At 53.6% G+C, this 20980-nt stretch carries 18 protein-coding genes; 13 read left to right on the forward strand and 5 right to left on the reverse strand.

Annotated features, from left to right (window positions below; all coding sequences use genetic code 11):
* Nucleotides 1-295: 295 nt before the first annotated feature.
* Nucleotides 296-1237 (reverse strand): ABC transporter ATP-binding protein, encoded by a 942-nt coding sequence (locus VPK24_RS06550; protein ID WP_190353884.1) that lies wholly within the window; start codon nt 1235-1237, stop codon nt 296-298.
* A gap of 419 nt (nt 1238-1656) precedes the next feature.
* On the opposite strand from VPK24_RS06550, the gene VPK24_RS06555 reads away from it, so the two are divergent.
* The 3 genes from VPK24_RS06555 (at nt 1657) to VPK24_RS06565 (ending at nt 6495) form a co-directional block, all read left to right on the forward strand.
* Complete coding sequence (locus VPK24_RS06555) at nt 1657-1800, forward strand: hypothetical protein (protein WP_099533016.1); 144 nt, start codon at nt 1657-1659, stop codon at nt 1798-1800.
* Between the two features lie 105 nt (nt 1801-1905).
* Entirely contained in the window at nt 1906-2664 is a 759-nt protein-coding gene (locus VPK24_RS06560; protein WP_393011505.1) for a phycocyanobilin:ferredoxin oxidoreductase, read from the forward strand.
* Between the two features lie 1698 nt (nt 2665-4362).
* The gene (locus tag VPK24_RS06565) at nt 4363-6495 is read left to right on the forward strand and encodes an ATP-binding protein (RefSeq protein ID WP_393011507.1); all 2133 of its coding nucleotides are present in this window, start codon (nt 4363-4365) and stop codon (nt 6493-6495) included.
* Between the two features lie 88 nt (nt 6496-6583).
* Here VPK24_RS06565 and VPK24_RS06570 read toward each other — a convergent pair whose 3' ends face one another.
* On the reverse strand, nt 6584-7837 hold the full coding sequence (locus VPK24_RS06570; protein WP_393011509.1) for an MFS transporter: 1254 nt from the start codon (nt 7835-7837) through the stop codon (nt 6584-6586).
* A gap of 287 nt (nt 7838-8124) precedes the next feature.
* On the reverse strand, nt 8125-9120 hold the full coding sequence (locus VPK24_RS06575) for a glycosyltransferase (RefSeq protein ID WP_393011511.1): 996 nt from the start codon (nt 9118-9120) through the stop codon (nt 8125-8127).
* Nucleotides 9121-9364: 244 nt separating this feature from the next.
* Here VPK24_RS06575 and rpsB point away from each other — a divergent pair, with 244 nt between their 5' ends.
* The 8 genes from rpsB (at nt 9365) to VPK24_RS06615 (ending at nt 18561) form a co-directional block, all read left to right on the forward strand.
* Nucleotides 9365-10132, forward strand: a complete 768-nt coding sequence (rpsB, locus tag VPK24_RS06580) for a 30S ribosomal protein S2 (protein WP_099533040.1) — start codon at nt 9365-9367, stop codon at nt 10130-10132.
* A gap of 449 nt (nt 10133-10581) precedes the next feature.
* The gene (tsf, locus tag VPK24_RS06585; RefSeq protein ID WP_393011513.1) at nt 10582-11241 is read left to right on the forward strand and encodes a translation elongation factor Ts; all 660 of its coding nucleotides are present in this window, start codon (nt 10582-10584) and stop codon (nt 11239-11241) included.
* A 336-nt stretch (nt 11242-11577) separates the two neighbouring features.
* Nucleotides 11578-12738 carry a hypothetical protein gene (locus tag VPK24_RS06590; protein WP_393011515.1) on the forward strand — a complete coding sequence of 387 codons (1161 nt, stop codon included), beginning with the start codon at nt 11578-11580 and terminating at the stop codon, nt 12736-12738.
* Nucleotides 12739-13065: 327 nt separating this feature from the next.
* Entirely contained in the window at nt 13066-14004 is a 939-nt protein-coding gene (locus tag VPK24_RS06595; protein WP_393011517.1) for a UDP-glucuronic acid decarboxylase family protein, read from the forward strand.
* A 370-nt stretch (nt 14005-14374) separates the two neighbouring features.
* A complete protein-coding gene (locus VPK24_RS06600; protein WP_393011519.1) occupies nt 14375-15730 on the forward strand; it encodes a UDP-glucose dehydrogenase family protein in 1356 nt (451 codons plus the stop codon).
* Between the two features lie 182 nt (nt 15731-15912).
* Nucleotides 15913-16080, forward strand: coding sequence for a hypothetical protein (locus VPK24_RS06605; protein WP_393011521.1), 168 nt, complete (start codon nt 15913-15915; stop codon nt 16078-16080).
* A complete protein-coding gene (locus VPK24_RS06610) occupies nt 16073-17977 on the forward strand; it encodes a cation:proton antiporter (RefSeq protein WP_099533025.1) in 1905 nt (634 codons plus the stop codon). The genes VPK24_RS06605 and VPK24_RS06610 overlap by 8 nt, the downstream gene beginning before the upstream one ends.
* Before the next feature lie 254 nt (nt 17978-18231).
* A complete protein-coding gene (locus tag VPK24_RS06615; protein WP_393011524.1) occupies nt 18232-18561 on the forward strand; it encodes a DUF433 domain-containing protein in 330 nt (109 codons plus the stop codon).
* Nucleotides 18562-18600: 39 nt separating this feature from the next.
* On the opposite strand, the gene VPK24_RS06620 is transcribed toward VPK24_RS06615, so the two are convergent.
* Entirely contained in the window at nt 18601-18789 is a 189-nt protein-coding gene (locus VPK24_RS06620) for a hypothetical protein (protein WP_099533041.1), read from the reverse strand.
* Nucleotides 18790-18926: 137 nt separating this feature from the next.
* Nucleotides 18927-19406: a hypothetical protein gene (locus tag VPK24_RS06625; RefSeq protein ID WP_393011526.1), complete on the reverse strand. Its 480-nt coding sequence runs from the start codon at nt 19404-19406 to the stop codon at nt 18927-18929.
* Nucleotides 19407-19588: 182 nt separating this feature from the next.
* Between VPK24_RS06625 and VPK24_RS06630 the strand changes: the two genes are divergently transcribed.
* Together VPK24_RS06630 and VPK24_RS06635 are read left to right on the forward strand one after the other, a co-directional pair.
* On the forward strand, nt 19589-19819 hold the full coding sequence (locus VPK24_RS06630) for a hypothetical protein (RefSeq protein WP_393011528.1): 231 nt from the start codon (nt 19589-19591) through the stop codon (nt 19817-19819).
* 108 nt (nt 19820-19927) lie between these two features.
* Nucleotides 19928-20929, forward strand: coding sequence for a hypothetical protein (locus tag VPK24_RS06635; protein ID WP_393011530.1), 1002 nt, complete (start codon nt 19928-19930; stop codon nt 20927-20929).
* The last annotated feature ends 51 nt before the right edge of the window (nt 20930-20980 follow it).

The raw sequence follows: 20980 nt of genomic DNA on the forward strand, positions 1-20980 counted from the left end.
AATTGCCCTATGGGTGCTGCTGAGTGGCCGGAAGTTTCTGCAACCAACGGAATCGCCACAGGTGCGATCGAACCGGAGCAATTACTCGATTTAGCCCAGCGGGCCGGTGCCGAAGCCGCTGAAGTTTCCTGGAACTGGGCGGGGAGACCCTGGAACTGGGCGGGGAGACCCTGGAACTGGGCGGGGAGACCCCGCCCCTACGATTGATTGGTTTAAAGAACGAGGTCATCAGGGTTTCAGGCGATTTGATGACAGGCCCTAAGCCCCTTGCCCCGAGGCCCAGCAACCGCAAGGGCTAACTGGGGCGAACTTGTCGATCGCGGATCAGGTTCATGAAAAAATCCTCCAGGGAAGGGCGCTGAAGGTTCAGGCTCAGCACTTGGGCTTGGGCCTGGTCGATCGCCCGCAGAAACTCAGCCGGATCGCCCTTCAGCAAACCGCGCCAGTGATCGCCCTGAAAATCCGCCTCCGTCAGCCACGACGCGATCGCCTCCGGTGTCCCCCCTCGGCCCACAACGCGATAGGTACTGCTAGGGCCCAGTAGTTCATCCAAAGATCCCACACAGAGCAACTCTCCTTGGGCCAAGATAGCCACCCGATCGCACACTTGCTCCACATCGGAGAGGATGTGGCTATTGAAGAAAATCGTCTTGCCGCGCTCCTTCAGAGTCAGCACAATTTCTCGAAACTGATGCCGCCCGATCGGATCAAGGCCCGACATCGGCTCATCCAGAAAAATTACCTCCGGATCATTGATCAGCGCTTGGGCCATGCCCACTCGCTGCAACATACCTTTGGAATATTGCTTCATCAGTTTTTTGCGGGCCGCCGTTTCGGACAGTTGCACCCAATCAAGCAGTTCCACGATGCGCTTTTGGGCAACGGCACGCGGAATTTGAAACAGGGCCGCCGCCTGCTCCAAATATTCCCAACCGGTGAGGTGGTCATAGAAATAGGCATTTTCCGGCAAATAGCCCACTCGCTGCTTCACGGCTCGATCGCCCAAGGGCCGCCCCAGCACCGTGCCGCTCCCGGCCGTTGGGTTGGCAATTCCCAGCAAAATTTTGAGCAGGGTGGTTTTGCCCGCCCCGTTGGGCCCCAACAGGCCAAAGGTCTCACCCGATCGCACCGCCAAGGACACACCCCGCAAAGTGGTGACCAATTGATTGAGCCAAAAACCAGTGCGGTAGGTTTTGCGAATGTTGTGGGCTTCAACAATCCAGGATTCCAGTTCCATAGCAACGCAGCAAGGTTAATGCAGCAAGATCAAAACAGTACGGGTCAAGGCAACAGGGGTCGATCGAGGCGGAATGCATTCAGCACAGCAAAGCCAGTAACAGCAAGACCAATACAAGATCAGTACAAGACCAGCACAAGATCAATGCAGTACAGCGCGATCGAGACAGAAGGCATCCAGATCCAGCCAATGCACCAATTTTGTCGCAATCCCCATTGTGCTGTTCATGAACCCTGTGCATGTGGGTTTTGCATTGGGCCAGCAGACGATCTCCCTTGGCCCGGCGAGCCTTAGACTGAAGAATGCACAAGGCCCCTGTTGGGCCGATGATTCGGGACACTGAGACTTTCAGTACCCCAGCCAACTTGGTCAATTCCGAAAATACCGCGAAAACACCCTAAACCTTGCGAGGAACCCCCATGACCCGATCAAAGTGGGTAGCCATTGCCACTGGCGCAATTTCGTTGCTGTTGGGGGCAATTTATCTGATTGTGGTGCAGATCTTAGACAGCCGAGAAATGGTTCCAGCGCCCATTTTGGAATGGTTGCCTATGGGGTTTTAGGACGCTTTATTCATCCCAAGCTCAATCACTCAAATTTCAGTCATTCAAAGTTCAGTTCATTCAAGGTTCAGTTCATTCAAATCATTCAAAAATTCAACAATCATCATGACTTCTGAAATGTCTTTGGAAACGCCTATCAAGCCAGGTTCCTTGCGCGATCGACTGCATCCCACCATTACCGCCGTTGCCAACGCGATCGAGCAAATTTGGCAATCGGAATTGAACCTAGAACCCTACCAAATGCCCGAGGACTTGGGGTATGTGGAAGGAACCCTAGAAGGCGAAAAATTAATTATTGAAAATCGCTGCTACCAAACTCGCGAATTTCGTAAAATTCACTTGGAACTGGCGCAAGTGGGCAGTGCTTTGGATATTTTGCATTGTGTCATGTTTCCTCGATCGACCTTTGCTCTGCCCATGTTTGGATCTGATTTGGTGGCTGGACGGGGGCAACTGAGCATGGCGATCGCGGACTTGTCACCCGTGATGGACGATCGCGCCTTGCCCAGCCCCTATGACCAAGCCCTCAGCGCCTTACCAGAATTGGTTTTCAGCCAAGAACGGACATTCCCCAGTTGGGGCACCATTTTTTCCGCTCACTGCCTGTTTGTGCGGTCCGAAAATGCCCAAGAAGAGGCACAAATTGTGACCCGCATTGGTGACTTTTTGCGGCTGCACTGCCAACAGGCGATCGCCCTTTCGCCCACAGAAGATGCCGCTGAAATTGCCGCCATTGAAATGGGTCAGCGGCGCTATTGCCAACAGCAATTGCAAAACGATAAAACCCGCCGTGTGTTGGAAAAAGCCTTTGGAGCCGATTGGGCCGATCGCTACATGACCACCGTTCTTTTTGACGTTGTATAGGACGTGATATAGCCTGCGATCGGCTGAATATCGGCTAAATATTGGCTGAAGTAGGCGCAGGTTTGCCCAACCTAGACTGGACTCGCTGAACTGGACTTGCTGAAATGGATGTTTCGTGAACCCATCTTTCAGCCCAAAGTTGAGCGAATGGCCCGAAAGTCAGACCCTTGAACCCATCTTCACCCTGTGCCCAGTTGCCCCCAGCATCTGGGTTCAGTCGTTTGGGGCGATCGCCTGGTTCTTGACATCCTCCCCGTCCTAAAGGAGCGGGGATTCCGGCCCTAGGCAAACAACCGAAGTTGCTCGACTAGACCACGGGTTGACGCTTCATAGGGTGCTGCCGGCAAGCCAGTCTGACGCTCCCTCCACGTCCGTTTAGAGTCTCGGACTGCCCGCCCGCGACTAAATTGGGTGTCTTCGGGTCGGCTTCTCCGTTGCCCTCAGATTCTTTCCCTCTCGCTGTCCCAGTCCCGGTTTCACAGCCCAACGGCTGGTATATCGCTGCAAGATGAGGTGGGGATTTCAACCATTTTCATTCTAGCAACCAAAGCCGCCCTAGAAGGGCGGGGCTTGTACCCTTTTCTTTTGGGTCAACGACCGGAAGCCAACCCAAAAGCCTCCCAGAAGCCTGGGCTGAAGGGCAACACCAGAGGAACCCGCGCGATCGAACCAGCAACCCAACGGATTCTGGCCGGGTTGCCGGATCGACAGGGATCAATTGGTAAAAGTAAGCGATTCATCGTAGCTCCCCCCTAGATACCTCGATGAATGACTTCCATGGTTTGCTCTTTAAGGGGCCTTGAACCGGGGCTTGTTTTCTTGCTATGCCCTGGATCAATGTGCCAACATAAGCTTCTTTTCGATCACGGTTCTCCAGTCAAAAAAAGACCGCCATTTATTAAAATTGAATCATTTTTCCTGAAAATCTTCTCAAATTGCACCTGACTTAGATCAAGATCACAGGAGCAAAGCCCAATTTTCAGCCCCTCTTAGACCAATTCAATACACTTCTTGAGATTTTCTTCATAAAACCGATGAATGAGTCTGCTTTTGCATTTTTTTAAAGAAAGCTTATAAAATTTCAGGGGATCAGAGCTTTCTCAAGAGTTTTTACATTTTTTTAAATTTCCATACGGGTTGTGACAATCTTCGCCACAATACAATCAGCGTTCATTGCTTTAAATCTTCGAAAAATCTCACAACGAACCATTGATCAAGCTTCAATCTAGCTTTCTCAATCGATTTATAGGAGGATGATTTTACATTCAAAGCCGTTACATTCAAAGCAGCACTGAGAAATGATGAGTCGAGAACCACCAACCTTGGTTAACTCGGTAATCCTTCCATTCCCAATCCGCGCATCCTTTACTCCAAAGACTCACAGTGATCGTGATGGATGGAGATTATCATCATTTCTCAATGCATCTTTGATCTGTTTTGATCGGTTGAAAGTTGCTTAAAGGATACCGTTGGGTTAATTTTTTTTGATTTCGATCTTGATCCGATTGTGACTCAATTTCTTACTTAATCTTTTTAGACTCCCATCATTGGCATTGACCAGCGAGACTTGATTGTTTTAACAACAATCTGCGCAATGCTTCCACTTCTTCTCAGCTCTAAACCATGCATGATATCGCGCAAAATTCTGCTCTTCATACACTCCTCAGCAAGATGCCAGGGGTTGCTTATCAGCTTCTAATGGATCGTGATGGCCGATTGTCATTTCTGTTTATTAGTGAAAGCTGCTATCGACTATTTGGTCTTTCGGCAGAGGCAATCATGGCCGATAGTCACTGTTTGTTGTCGCGCATTCATAGCCGCGATCGCCGGGCTTTTCACCGATCGCTCCAAGCAGCCGCCCGCAATCGATCGTCCTGGTTTTGGCAAGGGCGATTTGAGGGTCATCAACACCAGGAATGTTGGGTTTATGCCACCTCAGAACCGGAGCTATTGGCAGATGGTTCGATTTTGTGGCATGGCACTTTGATGGAGGTGAATTCCTTCAAGCAAGCAGAATCTCGCCTCAAGCGATCGCGCAAAACCGTGCACAAAGATCGAATGCGCTATCGCTATGCCCTGGATAGCACCAGCGAGGCGGTGGCGTTGGTTGATACGGAGGGGCAACCGATTTATCACAACGGGGCTTTTGCGCGGTTGTTCCAGGTGGATGAGCTATCGGCACTGGTGGCGGCGGGGGGCATGGCTAGTCTCTACGCCCAGCCGCAAACTTGGCAGGCGATCTATGACTTGGTGCGATCGGATCGCTCTTGGGTGGGCGAGGTGACCATGAAAAGCACCCGAGGGCAAATGCTGACGATTTTTTTGCGAGTCAGCCCCATCCATGACGCAGATGGTTCCTACATGGGTTGTGTCAGTTTGTTTTCGGATGTGACCCTGAAGCGGCAGGCGGATCAAGAGCGCCGCCAACTGGCCGCGCTGGTGGAAAACAGCCCGAATCTCATTGGCATTACCAGCCTGGATGGCGAAGTTTTATATATGAACGGGGCGGGCTTGGCCCTGGTGGGGTTGCCTAATTTATTGGCGGCCCAAAATCACCAGCTCATGGACTTTTTTGCGGTGGAAGATCGCCCGATCGCGGCTGGACTCATTCACCCGATCGCCCTCAGGGATGGCACTTGGAGCGGGGCTTTTCGGCTGTGGAATCTGCAAGCCCAAAGTTATATTCCTGTTGATTACACCATTTTCGTGATTCGCCATCCCCAAACGAATGATCCTCTCTGTTTGGGGGTCATTGCTCGGGATGCGAGCGATCGAGAAGCGGTGGAAGTGGCCTTGCGGGAATCGGAAATGCGGTTGCGGCAACAGGCCAAAGACCTAGAAGAAACCATTATCGAATTGCGCCACACGCAGGCTCAACTGATCCAACAGGAGAAGATGTCAAGCTTGGGCCAGTTGGTGGCGGGCGTGGCCCATGAGATTAATAACCCCGTGAATTTTATCTATGGCAATTTGGATCATGCCAAACGATATGCCATTGATTTGCTCGATTTAATTTTGCTTTGTCGAGAATATTTTGATTTTGAAGCAATTCAGCCGATCGCTGAGCATCTAGAAGACATTGATTTTGAATATCTCAGTCAGGACTTACCTAAACTATTTACTTCCATGAAAATGGGAGCCGATCGGATTAAAGCCATTATTAAATCCCTGCGCACCTTCTCGCGAATGGATGAATCAGAACTGAAGGAAGTGAATCTGCACGATGACCTCGAAAGCACTCTGACCATTTTGAATCACCGATTGCGAGGTAGCGATAAACATCCCTCCACGCAGGTGATTCGCAACTATGGGCATCTGAGTTTGGTGGAATGTCACCCGGGCCAACTCAATCAGGTATTTATTAATATTTTGGCCAATTCTTTGGATGCCTTGGAAGATCGCTATCAGGTTGAGGGGAAGAGTTTTCAGCCGCAAATTGTGATTTCCACTCGCCCGATTTTGGATAACCATTGGGTACAAATTTCCATTTCGGACAATGGAGCGGGGATTCCAGAAGCCATCCGAGCGCAGCTATTTGACCCGTTTTTCACCACAAAAGCAGTCGGCCGGGGAACGGGGCTGGGATTATCCATTAGCTATCAGGTGGTGACGGAGCGACATCATGGCCGCCTGCTGTGCGAGTCCCAGGAAGGCTTGGGCAGCACTTTCACGATCGAGATTCCCACCCGCCAATCGAGCTACCCCAGCCGGGGCACGGAACGGCGCTCCACGGCGATCGCCCATCGATCGCCCCAAAACGGTTCCGCCACTTCACCGATCGCGGCTTCGCCTTCGGTGATCAGCACCCGCCCGGAGTCCTCGTCGGATTGAGTTCTGGGCTGGGTGCTGATGGGGTGAGGGTTGATCCAGAGGCCGGGTTAGGCCAGGAATCCAGAGGTTAGATAACGGCAATCAGAATCTAGTGGGATTCCGAAGGGCTGAGGGCATAGACATCCGGCGATCGCCCCAAGGCGAACCGGATCGATCGCCCCACGGACTTGCTCGAAAGGGTGATAAACATCATCAACGCCACCAAAGCCAGCCCAGAGGCGATCGCGAACAACACCCGATAGCCCAAGGCATCGGACACGGCCCCCAAACCGGGCCCAGCGATCGCAATGCCCAAATCAAACCCCAGCAACACCAGGGAAAAACTGCGGCCGCGCTCGTGGGCAGGAACCCGATCGGACACTAGGGCCACAATCGAGGGAATCAGCAACCCAGCCCCCAATCCTTCGAGCAAGGCGGCTACGATGAATCCCGCCACGGATTCCGCCTGGGCCAGCAAGCCCATGGACACCACATAACAGACCAAGCTGAGAGTGATGAACGCACCGCGGCCCAGCCGATCGGACTGTTTGCCCGCTAAAAATCGGGCGCTGAAGCTGGCCACGGCGGCGGCGGTGTAGAACAGGCCGGGAATCAGGGCCACGCGGCTCTCCACAATCAAGAGCGGCACAAAGGTGCTGAGCGTACCAAACACCAGCCCGATCGTTAGCATCACCAGGGCTGGAGTCCGCAGAGCGGGCGTGGCCAACTTGGCCCAAAAACGCTCCGCACTGTCGGATGAGCTGGCGGCAGGATCCTCCGCTGGGGGAGCTGTTTCTTGAATAAAGCTCATCCCGATCGTGGCGGCCGTCCCAAAGCTGGCGGCCACAATGAAGGTGGGCCAAAAGCCATAGGCCGTTTGCAAATAGCTGCCCAGGGCCGGGCCGATCGCCACACCCACCGGCTGAGTTAGGGTCATGTAGCCAATTAGCTCCCCTTTTCGCTCCGGAGGAGACAAATCCACCACCAAAGCGCTGTAGCCGGTGGTGAAGGCGGCAATGCTCAGTCCATGGAAAATGCGCACCAACATCAGGAGGGGTACGGAGGTGACCAAGCCGTAGCCGATCGGGGCGATCGCCGCCACCACGGTTCCCAGCAGCAACACCCGCCGCCGGCCTTGGAGATCAGCCAACTGGCCCAACTGCGGGCGCGATAGCAGCAGCCCGATCGCGAAGGCTCCCATCACAAGCCCCACTTGGCTATCGTTGCCGCCCGTTTGACGCACATATAAGGACAGCACCGGCAGTTGCGAAGCCATGCTGCACCAAAACAGGAAGGCCGCCCCCGCTAAAAACAACAAATTCCGCCGACTGTGGGCCGGCAGCGATCGAAACAGCGATAACACGGCAACTTCAGGTGCTTACACGCTGGCGATAGGACTGATCATTGTAGCGAATGTGACAAAAATGCAATGAAGCGCCACTTGGCCCCAGGCCGCGATCGCCCCTTGGCAAAATCTTTTCATGTCAACGTCTTTTCACAGCTTCCCCACAAGCCGATCGGCCTGTGAATTCGGTGTCGCTCAACCACCGCCAAGCCATTACTCAAGCCATTAATGCGGATTAGCTGCGGATTAGCTGCTGCTGATCAACTTGATCAGGTTGATCATTGATCAACTTGATTAACCGTTGACTAGCCCACTTCCTCCCGAATTCGATAAATCGGTCGGCCCTGGGATTCGTGATAGGTGCGCATGGTCAACTCCGACAACAGACCAAAGCAGAAGAATTGAAAACCCGCCAGCAACAACACGGTGGCAATGGTCAACAGGGGGCGATCGCCAATGGCCTGGGCCAAAAAGACTTTGATCGCAATCAGATAGATAAACAGAACTCCCCCGATCGCAATTAGCCCCAACCCCAGGGGGCCAAACACATGCATCGGCCGGGTCAGAAATTTTTTCATGAACCAAATGGTCAGCAAATCCATCACGACCCGGATCGTGCGGCCCAGTCCATATTTACTTTGGCCAAACTGGCGAGCATGGTGACGCACGGGAATTTCTGTGATTCTGGCCCCTTCCATGAAGGCCAAGGCGGGCAAAAATCGGTGTAATTCGCCGTAAAGGTTCATATCGGCCAGTAATTCAGCGCGGTAGGCCTTGAGCGAGCAGCCATAGTCCCGCACACGCACACCCGTGACCCGGCGAATGATGGCGTTGGCAATCCGCGAGGGCAACAGTCGGGTCACGGCCGCATCTTGGCGCTTGACCCGCCAACCGGTCACCAGGTCATAGCCCTCGTTGAGCTTCTCCAGCAGGGCCGGGATGTCTTGGGGGTCGTTTTGTAAGTCTGCATCCAGGGTCACGATCGTGTGGCCCAGAGAGCGATCGAACCCCGCAGCCATGGCCGCGGTTTGACCATAATTACGTCGCAAAATCACCGATCGCAGGTTGGGGCGCTCGATCGCCGCCTGCTTCAGCCAATCGCCGGAGCCATCCCGCGATCCATCATCCACACAAACAATCTCGTAGCGATCGCCCGTTGGTTCCATCGCCGCCGTAATGGCATCCAGCAGATGAGGCAGGCTTTCAATTTCATTGTGGATGGGCACAACGATCGAGATGTCGGGGCGATCATCCAAGGGCAACTCAGACCCAGGAATCGATCGAGCCGGAGAAGAGATCATGGGGGCATCCTTAGGGAATCGGCCTTGCGCCTCAGCGGACGCTTGCAAAAGAATATCGCGATCGCACCCCCCGTGATACCCTAGTCAAGCTCTCTAAAACGCACATCCAGCGTTTCGGGTGTTTTGTTGGTTGCCAAAGAGCCGAAGCCAAGGTCGCAAACCCTGAGCTAGTCAGCCTTTCGCCTTCTGCAAAATCGCTCGCTGGATGGAGGATAAACCCGAATATCAGGAGAAATCGCCAACCATGGCAGTCGTATCCCTTACCCAAATGCTCGATGCGGGTGTTCACTTTGGACACCAGGCTAGCCGCTGGAACCCCAAGATGTCGCCCTACATCTTCGCGGCTCGCAACGGCGTGCATATCATTGACCTGGTGCAAACCGCCCAGTGCATGGAATATGCCTATCAATTTCTGCGCGAAGCCTCCGAGCAAGGCAAGCGCGTGCTGTTTGTGGGCACCAAGCGCCAAGCTGCTGGCATCGTGGCCCAAGAGGCTAGCCGTTGCGGCAGTTTCTATGTGAACCAGCGTTGGTTGGGCGGGATGCTCACCAACTGGACCACGATCAAGAGCCGGGCCGATCGGCTGAAGGAACTGGAGCGCCGCGAAGAAACCGGCGGTCTTGACCTGCTGCCCAAGAAGGAAGCTTCGGTGCTGCGCCGCGAAATGGCCAAGCTGCAAAAGTACCTGAACGGCATTAAGCACATGCGCAAGCTGCCTGACATCGTGGTCATGGTTGACCAACGTCGGGAATACAACGCGGTGCAAGAGTGCGTGAAGCTGGGGATCCCGATCGTGGCGCTGCTGGACACCAACTGCGATCCCGATACGGTGGATGTGCCCATTCCCGCCAACGACGACGCAATTCGATCGATCAAGCTGATCATCGGCAAGCTGGCCGATGCGATCTATGAAGGTCGCCACGGTCAATTGGATAGCGAAGACGAAGCCTTCGACGAAGAGTACGACTACGACGCAGAAGAGTACGAAGAAGAAGAAAGCACCGAAGCCTAAGGTCTGTCTTCAAGACTTGTCCTCGGATCGGCAAAATTCTGATTCTTCCGCTGCGAGATCCGAAGAAGTCAGGCGTTGAAATCACTGGTTGAGTCACTGTCTGGATCGATCGATCAGGTCGCAAGGGTCGGCGCTGGTCGATCGAACCGGATCGAACACCGTCAGATTTTGGCTCACCAGGCTTTGGCTGACCAAGCTTTGGCTCACCAAGCTTTGGCTCACCAAGCTTTGGCTCAATTAACTGTCCTAATTTCTGTCGCTTCTTCGGTTCATTCGTCTCGGTTCAGCTCAGTATATTTTCAGCTCAGTTTATTGGTTGATATCGATCGGGCGAGCCGGGTTAGGGCAAGCTTAACCCCGTCCTGACTCGTCAGGTTTTACAATCAACGGCAAATAACTGCTGCACAGTTCACGACAACGCTTGCAAACGCTTAGGTAACGAGGGCCCCATGGCAGAGATTTCGGCAAAGCTGGTTAAAGACCTGCGCGAACGTACCGGCGCGGGCATGATGGACTGCAAAAAAGCCCTGGCAGAAAACAACGGCGACATCGAAAAGGCCACCGAATGGCTGCGCCAAAAGGGCATCGCCTCCGCTGGCAAGAAAGCGGGCCGCGTTGCCGCTGAAGGGCTGGTTGATGCATACATCCACACCGGCGGTCGGATCGGCGTGCTGGTGGAAGTGAACTGCGAAACGGACTTTGTGGCCAAGCGCGATGAATTCCGGGAGCTGGTGCGCAACATCGCCATGCAAATTGCCGCTTGCCCGAATGTGGAGTTTATTTCGACTTCGGAAATTTCCGAGGACGTGGTGGCTCGTGAGAAGGCGATCGAAATGGGTCGCGAAGACCTGGACGGCAAGCCCGAGCAACTGAAAGAAAAGATTGTTGATGGTCGGATTAAGAAGCGCCTGGAAGAGCTGTGCTTGCTGCCTCAGCCGTTCATCCGCGACCAAAGCAAGACCGTGGAAGAACTGATCAAGGAATCGATCGCGAAGATTGGGGAAAACATCCAAGTTCGTCGTTTCCAGCGCTTTGTGTTGGGTGAAGGCATCGAGAAGCAAGCAAGCAACTTCGCTGAGGAAGTAGCTGCCCAAACCGGCAACAAATAGGACGGCTGGGGCTGGATGGCCCATCCGATTTGTGGGGAAGGCGGTTTTGTCCGGCTTGTCGCCCCAACGGCTGAATTAAACCCGAAGGCATGGCCCGATCGATCGCGCAACCGTCCGAACGATCCGTGGCTGTGCCTTTGGTGCTGTTGGGGCGATCGTTCCTATCTTGGTCTGGTGCAGCCTGGTTTACTGTTCAGCCTGGTTTGGAAGATTGGATTTGTTTGAGCTTGTGCAAATTGCAGCAAATTACAGCAAATTGAGTTTATGTAGCCTGAATTTGCACATTGGAATTTGCACGGATTTGAACTGGTGCAGAGAGAAGAGGCGAAACCACCCGTGACCGACCCGATTCATCGACTGGAGCAAGAATTGGCGGAGCTGAGCGATCGGTCTCGATTGCTGGCGGAGTCCTTATACGAGGCGGATTTGAGCTATTTGCGCACCCTGGGAGCCGCCGCCGGTCAACAGTTAATTTTGGCCAGCTACCGCATCTGTACCCATAAGTATCCTGAGCGGTTTTTGGCCCTGCCTTTCATGGAGCGCCAAAAACTACAGCAGGCCCTGCGACAGGTGGCCCGCGACCTGTCTGAACAGTTGCCACAAAACCTGGGTTTACCCATTCCCAAGCCCGAGCGGAAACAGCGGATTGTGAAGGTGGAGGCGATCGAGCGGCCCAAATCCAGCGGTCGCCGTTCGGCCAACGGAGCAGACAACGAAGACAACGAGGGCCCCAGCACCGCTGAAATGGCGGCGGCCCTAGCGGCAGCTTTTAACTCATTGGTCAATATCGAGTCGATCGAGCTAGAGGGGGATGATGCGGACGACGCTGAAGATCCTGAAGATTCTGAAGATTCTGATGACGAAACGAGCGATCGCCCCCGCAACGCGAACTCATCCAACGCAAACTCATCCTCAGGGCGCGATGACGACGATCTGGCAGCCGACTCAGAGGAAGCAGCCGACTCAGAACCGGAGTCAGATCCCGAACCCCGGCCCCCAGCGATCGACCTGGATGCTGGAATGCCCGAAGTGCTGGCAACGCTGGCAACCCACCCCAGCCGCGTGCTGCAATGGCATCGATCGCGCGAACAGCTCACCAACAACACCCTTCGCTCCCAATCCCATCAGGCCAACGAGCTATTACGCTCGGCCGGTATTCTGCCCCGCAAACTCCCGCCCGCCATGCTGGACATTGCAGCCAAGGGAGACTTCGACGACTTCACCGGCAACTCGCCTAACCTGATTGAGCTGATCATGCAAGGCGAAGACGATGACGACTCCGACAACGACTCCGACGGAGCCACTCGCCTGGTGGCCGTGCATTTGCGCCTCTCGGAAATTCACTTTAGCAACCCCGACCTGAAACCCCAGCGGGCCGCGATTCAACAGGTGCTGGAGCAGCTTGATCAACTCCGCACCCGCTACGAGAAGGTGCAGCATCGCCAAGCGATCGCCTCCGCCGAATCCGCCTGGCGTAGTGCTTGGTTTGAAGACTAGTAGCATGACAGGCTTAATACATTGGGCCAAAGTTGCGGAGCCAGTCGTGGTAACAAGGGGCTTGAACATCTTGCTGCTTAACGATCAGATGGCGGTAACAGCCATGTCATTTAACCCAGCGAATTAAGGCAGCCACGCTACTAGGAAGGACTCGCGTTCGTCAGCCAGCTAAAGATTTGCCTCAGGGATCAGCGCCCGCCAACCCGATCGCGCCTTGATCGCACCTCGATCGCGCCCGATTCCTCGAAAATCCATCACCACACACCCAACGCCTCATCCCAGGTGCTAGGTTATTGGGGATTTCAAACCCCCTAGCGCAACGTTGCCATGAGAATCCTCGTCACCGGAGGCGCGGGCTTCATCGGTTCGCACTTGATCGATCGGCTAATGAACGCCGGTCATGAGGTCATTTGTCTCGACAATTTCTACACCGGCCACAAGCGCAACATCGTTCACTGGCTGGGCCACCCGAACTTTGAACTCGTCCGCCACGATATTACCGAAGCTATTCGGCTGGAAGTGGATCAGGTTTATCACCTGGCCTGTCCTGCCTCTCCGGTGCACTACCAATACAATCCCGTCAAAACCGTTAAAACCAACGCGATCGGGACCATGAATATGCTGGGCTTGGCCAAACGGGTCAAAGCCCGGTTCCTGCTGGCCTCCACCTCCGAAGTCTACGGCGATCCAGAAGTCCATCCCCAAAGCGAAGACTATCGGGGCAACGTCAACCCGATCGGAATCCGCAGTTGCTACGACGAAGGCAAACGGATTGCCGAAACCCTCACCTTTGACTATCACCGCCAGAACAATGTAGACATCCGCGTGGTGCGTATTTTCAACACCTACGGAACTCGGATGTTGGAAAACGATGGGCGCGTGGTCAGCAACTTCATTGTGCAAGCCCTGCGCGGCCAGCCCCTGACCATTTATGGAGACGGCTCCCAAACCCGCAGTTTCTGTTACGTGTCGGATTTGGTGGATGGGTTGATTCGGATGATGAACAACCCCGACCACACTGGCCCCGTTAACCTCGGTAACCCCGGGGAATACACCATTTTGGAGCTAGCCAAAGCCGTCCAAGCCCAGGTGGGTTCCGGCGTGGAAATTGACTATAAGCCCCTGCCCCAGGACGATCCGCGCCGCCGCCGTCCCGACATCACCCGCGCCAAGCTGTGGCTGGGGTGGGAGCCGACAGTGCCCCTGGAAGAAGGACTGCAAAAGACGATCGAGGACTTCCGCCAACGGATTATCGCTGAAGCCTAAGAGGGTGTTGAAGCAGCCAAAGTTGATAACCAGCTTGCCCAATCGATCGACAAAGACAAGTTGTCCGAGCGATCAACAAAGACAAGGGGCTTAAGCCCCTTGTTCCCGCAACTACTAACTAGTACTTGGCGATTGCTGCAAGACGGGTTTCAGACATCCTCCAAGGGGCAAGTTGGAACAGGCAGCGTCTCAAAACCATCCAGAAACCATCCGGGCCAGAAACCATCCGGGCGGTCGCAATCAACCGGACTGATGACAGGCTCTAGGGAATACGGATCTCAGTTTGTCTGCACCATTTGGCCCGGATGCGGCTGAATGGTTGCCGAATGCCCCCACTTGTAAGGACTCCACTTGTACAGAAGGTGAATTTATGCGTGTTTGCGTAATTGGAACAGGCTACGTGGGTTTGGTCACCGGAGTTTGCTTGGCACGCACGGGCCACCATGTCACCTGCGTAGACAACAACGAGGAAAAGGTGAAGCTGATGAAGTCGGGGCAATCCCCGATTTATGAGCCGGGTCTGTCGGAATTGATGCAGGCGGCCATGACGGAGGGGACGATCGAGTTCACCAGCGACCTGGCTTCCGGGGTTGATCAAAGCGACATCCTCTTCATTGCCGTGGGTACGCCGCCCCTCCCCACGGGGGAAAGTGACACGCGCTATGTGGAAGCGGTGGCCCGGGGCATTGGCACCAGCCTGAAGAGTGGCAGCAGCTATAAGGTAATTGTGAATAAGTCCACGGTGCCGATCGGCTCGGGGGACTGGGTGCGCACCATCGTGCTCGATTCCTTTAAGGAAAATTCGCCGGGTCAACCGGAGCCGGCCTTTGCGGTAGTCAGCAATCCGGAATTTTTGCGGGAAGGTTCGGCCATTTACGACACCTTCAACCCCGATCGGATTGTGCTGGGCAGCAATGACCCCAAGGCACTGGGGATGATGAGCGAGTTGTATGACCCGATCGTCCGGCGCGACTTTGCAGAAAACCAAGCCCTGCCTCCGGTGCCGATCGTCACGACGGATTTGGCCTCGGCGGAAATGGTGAAATATGCGGCCAATGCATTTTTGGCCACCAAGATTAGCTTCATCAACGAAGTGGCTAATATCTGCGATCGGGTGGGGGCCGATGTGACCCAAGTGGCCAAGGGCATTGGCTTAGATTCGCGGATTGGCCCGAAATTCTTGAATGCGGGGATTGGCTGGGGCGGTTCCTGTTTCCCGAAAGATGTGTCTGCCCTGGTGCATACGGCCAGTGACTATGGTTACGATGCGGAACTGCTGAAGGCGGCGGTGAACGTGAACCAACGGCAACGGGCGATCGCGATCGAGAAGTTGCAACAGACCCTCAAAATCCTGAAGGGCAAGACGATCGGCCTGTTGGGCCTCACCTTCAAGCCCGACACGGACGACATGCGCGATGCACCGTCCCTGATTTTGATTGAACAGCTCAGTCGCTTGGGCGCGAAGGTGAAGGCCTACGACCCGATCGTTTCCCAAACCGGAATGCGCCACGGCCTCTCCAACGTCTATGTGGAAACCGATCCCGAGCTGCTGGCGGATGGTTGCGATGCGCTGGTGATTGTCACGGAATGGGAACAATTCCGCACCCTGGATTACGCCAAGATGGCCAAAGCCATGCACAATCCCACGGTGGTTGATGGTCGAAACTTCCTCGATCGGGCGGCTTTGGAGGCCGCAGGTTTCCACTACGTAGGCATTGGCCGATAAAGATCACCTTCAGGGGCCCCGGGGGCCCCTGCGATATACTGGCCCACAAGCGGTTTTGGCCGTCCCCGCCTTGGGAGGCTCTCAATTGCTCCCAATCCAACTCCCTAGTTTTGTCCAAAACACCCTCAACACAAGCATGAGGGGGAGAGCAGGCGAGGTTTTTTACTGAGTTCTTGCGCCCGATGGCGCTGTTGCTGTTGCCCTTCAATTCACAGCATTACCGGTTAGCGGGGCACCTCGCGGGGCATCTTGCGGAGCATGGTATCCTCGGCAAACGTCAGGGAATTGTGACCCAAGACAGCCGCGATCCCCATCCTTGGGGCGATCGCGCGGGAGGCAACTGTGGCTGAGATTGCCCAAACCCTCATCCTGGCCGTTTTGGTGGGCATCGGGGCCCAAATTGTGGCGGCCTGGTTGCGGCTGCCCGGCATCGTTTGCCTGCTGGTGTTTGGAATTAGCCTGGGGCGCAGCGGCCTCGGGGCGATCGACCCGCAACAGTTGGGGCCAGCCCTGGAGGCGATCGTTTCCTTGGCAGTGGCCCTCATTTTGTTTGAAGGGGGTCTGGGCCTGGAGTTGCGCGATGTGGGCAAAGTCTCCGGCAGCCTGCGCAACTTGGTGACGATCGGGACGTTGGTTTCCTTTGCGGGCGGCGGCATGGCGGCCCACTGGTTAGCGGAGTTTCCTTGGCCGATCGCCCTGCTCTACTCCTCCCTGGTGGTGGTGACCGGGCCCACGGTCATCGGCCCCCTGCTGAAAAATATTCAAGTCGATCGGCAGGTTTCAGCCCTCCTCGAAAGCGAAGGCGTATTAATTGACCCGATCGGGGCGATCTTGGCCGTCGTCGTCCTCGACATCATCATCGACGGCGGGGGCGACCCCAGCGCCATCCTGGCCGGCATGTTATGGCGCTTGGGATCCGGCAGTTTGATCGGTGGGTTGGGCGGCTGGGCGATCGCTGCCTTCCTGCGGCGGGCCCCCTTCCTCTCCGATGACCTTCGGAATTTAACCGTTTTGGCCGGAGCCTGGGGCCTGTATAGCCTGTCGCAACAAACCGCCAGCGAATCCGGCCTGATGGCAGTGGTCATTGCAGGCATTGTTCTCCGGGCCGCTGAGCTGCCTGAAGCCCGCACCCTACGCCGCTTCAAAGGGCAACTGACCCTGCTGGCCATCTCCGTTCTGTTTGTGCTGTTGGCGGCAGACCTCTCCCTCGCCAGCGTTTTCACCCTTGGTTGGGGCGGCTTGGCCGCCGTTTTGGTGTTGATGTTGGTGGTGCGCCCGCTGAACGTGTGGCTTTGCACCGCCGGTAGCGACTTTAATTGGCGACAAAAACTATTTGCCGGTTGGGTGGCTCCCAAGGGAATTGTTTCCGCGTCCGTGGCCTCCCTGTTCTCGATTTTGTTGACCCAAGGGGGCATTACCGGCGGCGAGTCCATCAAAGCCTTGGTGTTTTTGACGATCGCCACCACGGTCACCGCCCAAGGCCTGACGGCGGGCTGGGTAGCCGATTGGCTGCGGTTAACCTCCACGGAGCGGCGTGGCATCGCGATCGCCGGGGCCACGCCTGTTGGATTGCTGGTGGCACGGCTGTTTGCCGATCGCGGGGAAGCGGTGGCGATCGTGGAAACCGACCCGGAAGCCTGCAAGCAAGCCGAAAGCGCCGGATTCCGCGTGTTTTCCAGCAGCGCCCTCGACACGGCCGTTTTGGAAGCGGCCGGTTTGGAGTCCGTGGGAACGTTCCTCGCGGCCACCAGCAATGGGGAAGTGAATGCGGTTTTGGCCCAACGCGCCGCCGAAGAATTCGCCCCGCCTCGGGTCTTGGCCGCCGTTCCCACCGAAGAGAACAGCAACGGCAATGGCCAAGCCAAACGCAGCAGCAAGGTGCAACCCGCCTTTGCCACCCAACGCAGCCTCAAGGAGTGGAATCAATTGGTGAGCGATCGGGCGGTCAAACTCGGAGAAACGATCATGCGATCGACCGATTTAGACTTGCAACATGCCCATCTCACGGCCCTGATTCGCACCGGAGAATTAATTCCCTTGCTAATTGCTCGGGACGATCGGCTGATGGTGGTTTCTGCCCATGACCCATGGTTAGCGGGCGATCGGCTCATCTATTTACTTCATGATCCCAAGCCGAAGCTCCTGCAAAGTTTGGCCGGATCTCGCAAGCCCGAATTCACGATCGAGCGGCTGCCTTCTGTGGAGGAGTTGCCCCTTGCCAGTGAAGCAATCCAAGAAGCCATTTAACTCGATTGTTAAGACCACCAAGCTTACCGTTTCGCTTAAAGTGACGCATATCAATATTGCCGATTTTGCCAGTGAAGTTGATGCAGATTCGCGATCGCACAGCTACCAGACTAATCCCCAATCAAGGATGCAGGTACTGTGAGGGCAACGACATTGATCGCTATAAATTAAATTTTGATCTCCAAAGCTACCAAATGCGCCCTTATATAGAAATTGCACTTAGCAAATGAACCAATCAATTAGGAGGCTTTGAGATGTTAATTATGCCAGTGACAGAAACTGTTCCTTTAGCCATTGATGCTACGGGTGTCATTCGCGTGGGAGGAACTCGCGTGACATTGGACACAGTAATCTTGGCATTTCTAGAAGGCAATTTAGCTGAGGAGATTCAAGAGCAATATCCTTCGCTTCAGTTGGCTGATATCTATTCTGTGTTGGGATATTATTTGCGACATCGATCGGAAGTTGATGACTATTTGCGATCGCGATCTAATTTGGCGGTAACAGTACAGCAAAGAATTGAAGCAACTGATAGCCCAGTGGGTTTACGCGATCGGCTCCTGGCGCGACAGATGAGTCACTAATTTACTTCTAAAGTATGAAGTTTCTTGCGGACGAAAATTTCAATTGAGGCGATCGTCACCGGGGCGATAGGACAGGATTTCGATGCCGATGGGTTCTTGGGTGTCGCTATCTTTGAACAAGATGATGTCGTCACCGAGGTTGGTGGCGATTTGATTCAGGCGGGGCGCTTGCCAAAAGATAGTGAGCAGTTCCGTTTCAGGTTCGTAAAAGACTCTTATTTGAGCCATAGCATCAGGCAAATTTCGGTGCATGGGAGACGAGTTATAAGGATCGTGATTACTTAATCAGGCTTCCATTTACCCTAGAAGATTACTGACAGAAATTTAGGCAATCTCCTGCCAGCTTTCTTATTACACTATTCAGGCTATTTTTGAGTGCTGGGCACTCCTTGCACATCCGCAATGGGTAAATCAAGGGCAATTGAAATTTGCTGATCAGTTAAGCCCATCGATCTCAATCGCTTTACAGCTTCTAGCTTCGCTATTTTCTGACCACGCTGGAAATCCTGGGACTCATCTTCTTCACCACAGGCGTGAACTGATCCCGCTGTATTGTTATCCCCGATATTAATAATTGAGTTATAAATCATACCTTTCCGCAAGAGAACTGTTTTCAAGTTATTCTTGCTAACTTCCTCTTGAAAAATGTCTGACAGAATTTTCCACAACTCATATCCAGTATCTTTTGCATAGCCTTCCGTGCAGTTGAGGGCTTGAGCAATTTCGCTATACTTCTGCCGCTTGAGCACCCCTTCAATCACACCCAATTGCACATCATCTAGGTGTTGTCCGGTGCGATCCAGAATCAAATCATCCAGAAAGCAAAGCACCTTCTGAATATCCATAAATCTCACTTCTCCATCGCTTCAGCTAAAACCAATCATATCTGACTTTTTTCGTCTCGGCACTTCCAACGCCTTTAAAAAAAGCAAAACACGACTTTTTTCGACTTCCTCCGTCTGTGCAATCTCGATGGGCGCTCTCTATTATCATTTCAGTGACATCCCAATCACAAAGCACTAACTCCATGAACAACCTGCAAGTCGCACTTGATCAGAAGTCTTATCCCTTGATGATGCACCTCAGCATCATTCCGAAGTTGAGTGATCTGGCTGACGAACAGGCAACCTATAACCCAGTCACCCAAACTTCTAACATTTCTGCCATGAGTAGTTCTTACTGCAAACGTAGTGGATCTACAAACAAGGGGCTTCTTGATCTTGCTCCATTGGATTCTGATTCTCAAAAGGATGACTAATTTGTGATTTAGTTCGTCGAATTCTCATCAAACAAAGGCAGCCTGTAGATATCCATCTAAGTAAGATAGGCTGCCTTTGTAAATTATAAATATCAAATTGAAAAGAGAATGATGGATTTTTTAATTGTCACCTCTGAAGAAGACGTTCATGCAGACGCGGTTATTCAAGCTGTAGAAGGCAACAGATTAAATCCGATTCGTCTGAATTCCGAGCATTTTATTCAACAAAGTCAATATGCTTACTCTTGGGATCAAACCGGACAGTTATCTCAAAAACATCTGACTCTTTTGGATTCATTGAGAGAAATTCAAGATCTAGGAGTTATCTGGTGGCGCAAGCCCGGTGATTATCAAGTTTTCCAAAAAGTGCAAGATCCTTGGGCGATACAGTATTGCCAAGAAGAAACGGAGTCATTGATTTTCTCACTGCCAGGTCTTTTCCCAAAAGCACAGTGGGTTAATAATTACTACAACATCCGAATCCCATCCCATCGCATTAACCAGATTCCGGTTGCCAAAGATCTTGGAATTTTGATTCCACCCACGATCGTTACGAACGATTATGAGGCTGCTTGTGACTTCGTGCGATCTCATCAAGATTGCATTGTTAAGCCCATGCGCTATTCCGGTTTTTTGCATCAAGATCAACAATATGGCTGCTATACCCGCTTGATTGATCTCGAACTCCTCCAGGGCTTAAAAGATAGCATCCGGCTTGCACCAGTCTTCATTCAAAAGCGGATTCACAAGAAGGCAGAATACCGAGTCACATTGATCGGTGAAAAGCACTTTGTTTGTCGAATTGGGGCGGAAGCCATCCCAGATCAAGATGTTCAATTGGATTGGCGAGTCACAGAACCAGATAAATTAACTCACTGCCCTGACGAGCTACCTGATGATTACATCCAAAAACTCTATGGAATGCTGAAAGTCTTTGGACTGAATTTTGGGGCATTTGACATCATTCGGGATGACGATGATCAACTCTACTTTATTGAGCTGAATCCCAATGGCCAATGGTATTGGATTGAGCTTTTAACAGGATTGCCGATGGTGCAGGCCATGGTTGAACTGTTGGAGCAACTGGCCGATCGCTACATCAGCCTCTAGCCAACCCTCAGCAAAGCGCAATCTCCAGCCGATTGCCCTAAAAATATTGAG

The organism is Limnothrix redekei LRLZ20PSL1 (assembly GCF_043235035.1).
In the GTDB taxonomy this organism is placed as follows: domain Bacteria; phylum Cyanobacteriota; class Cyanobacteriia; order CACIAM-69d; family CACIAM-69d; genus CACIAM-69d.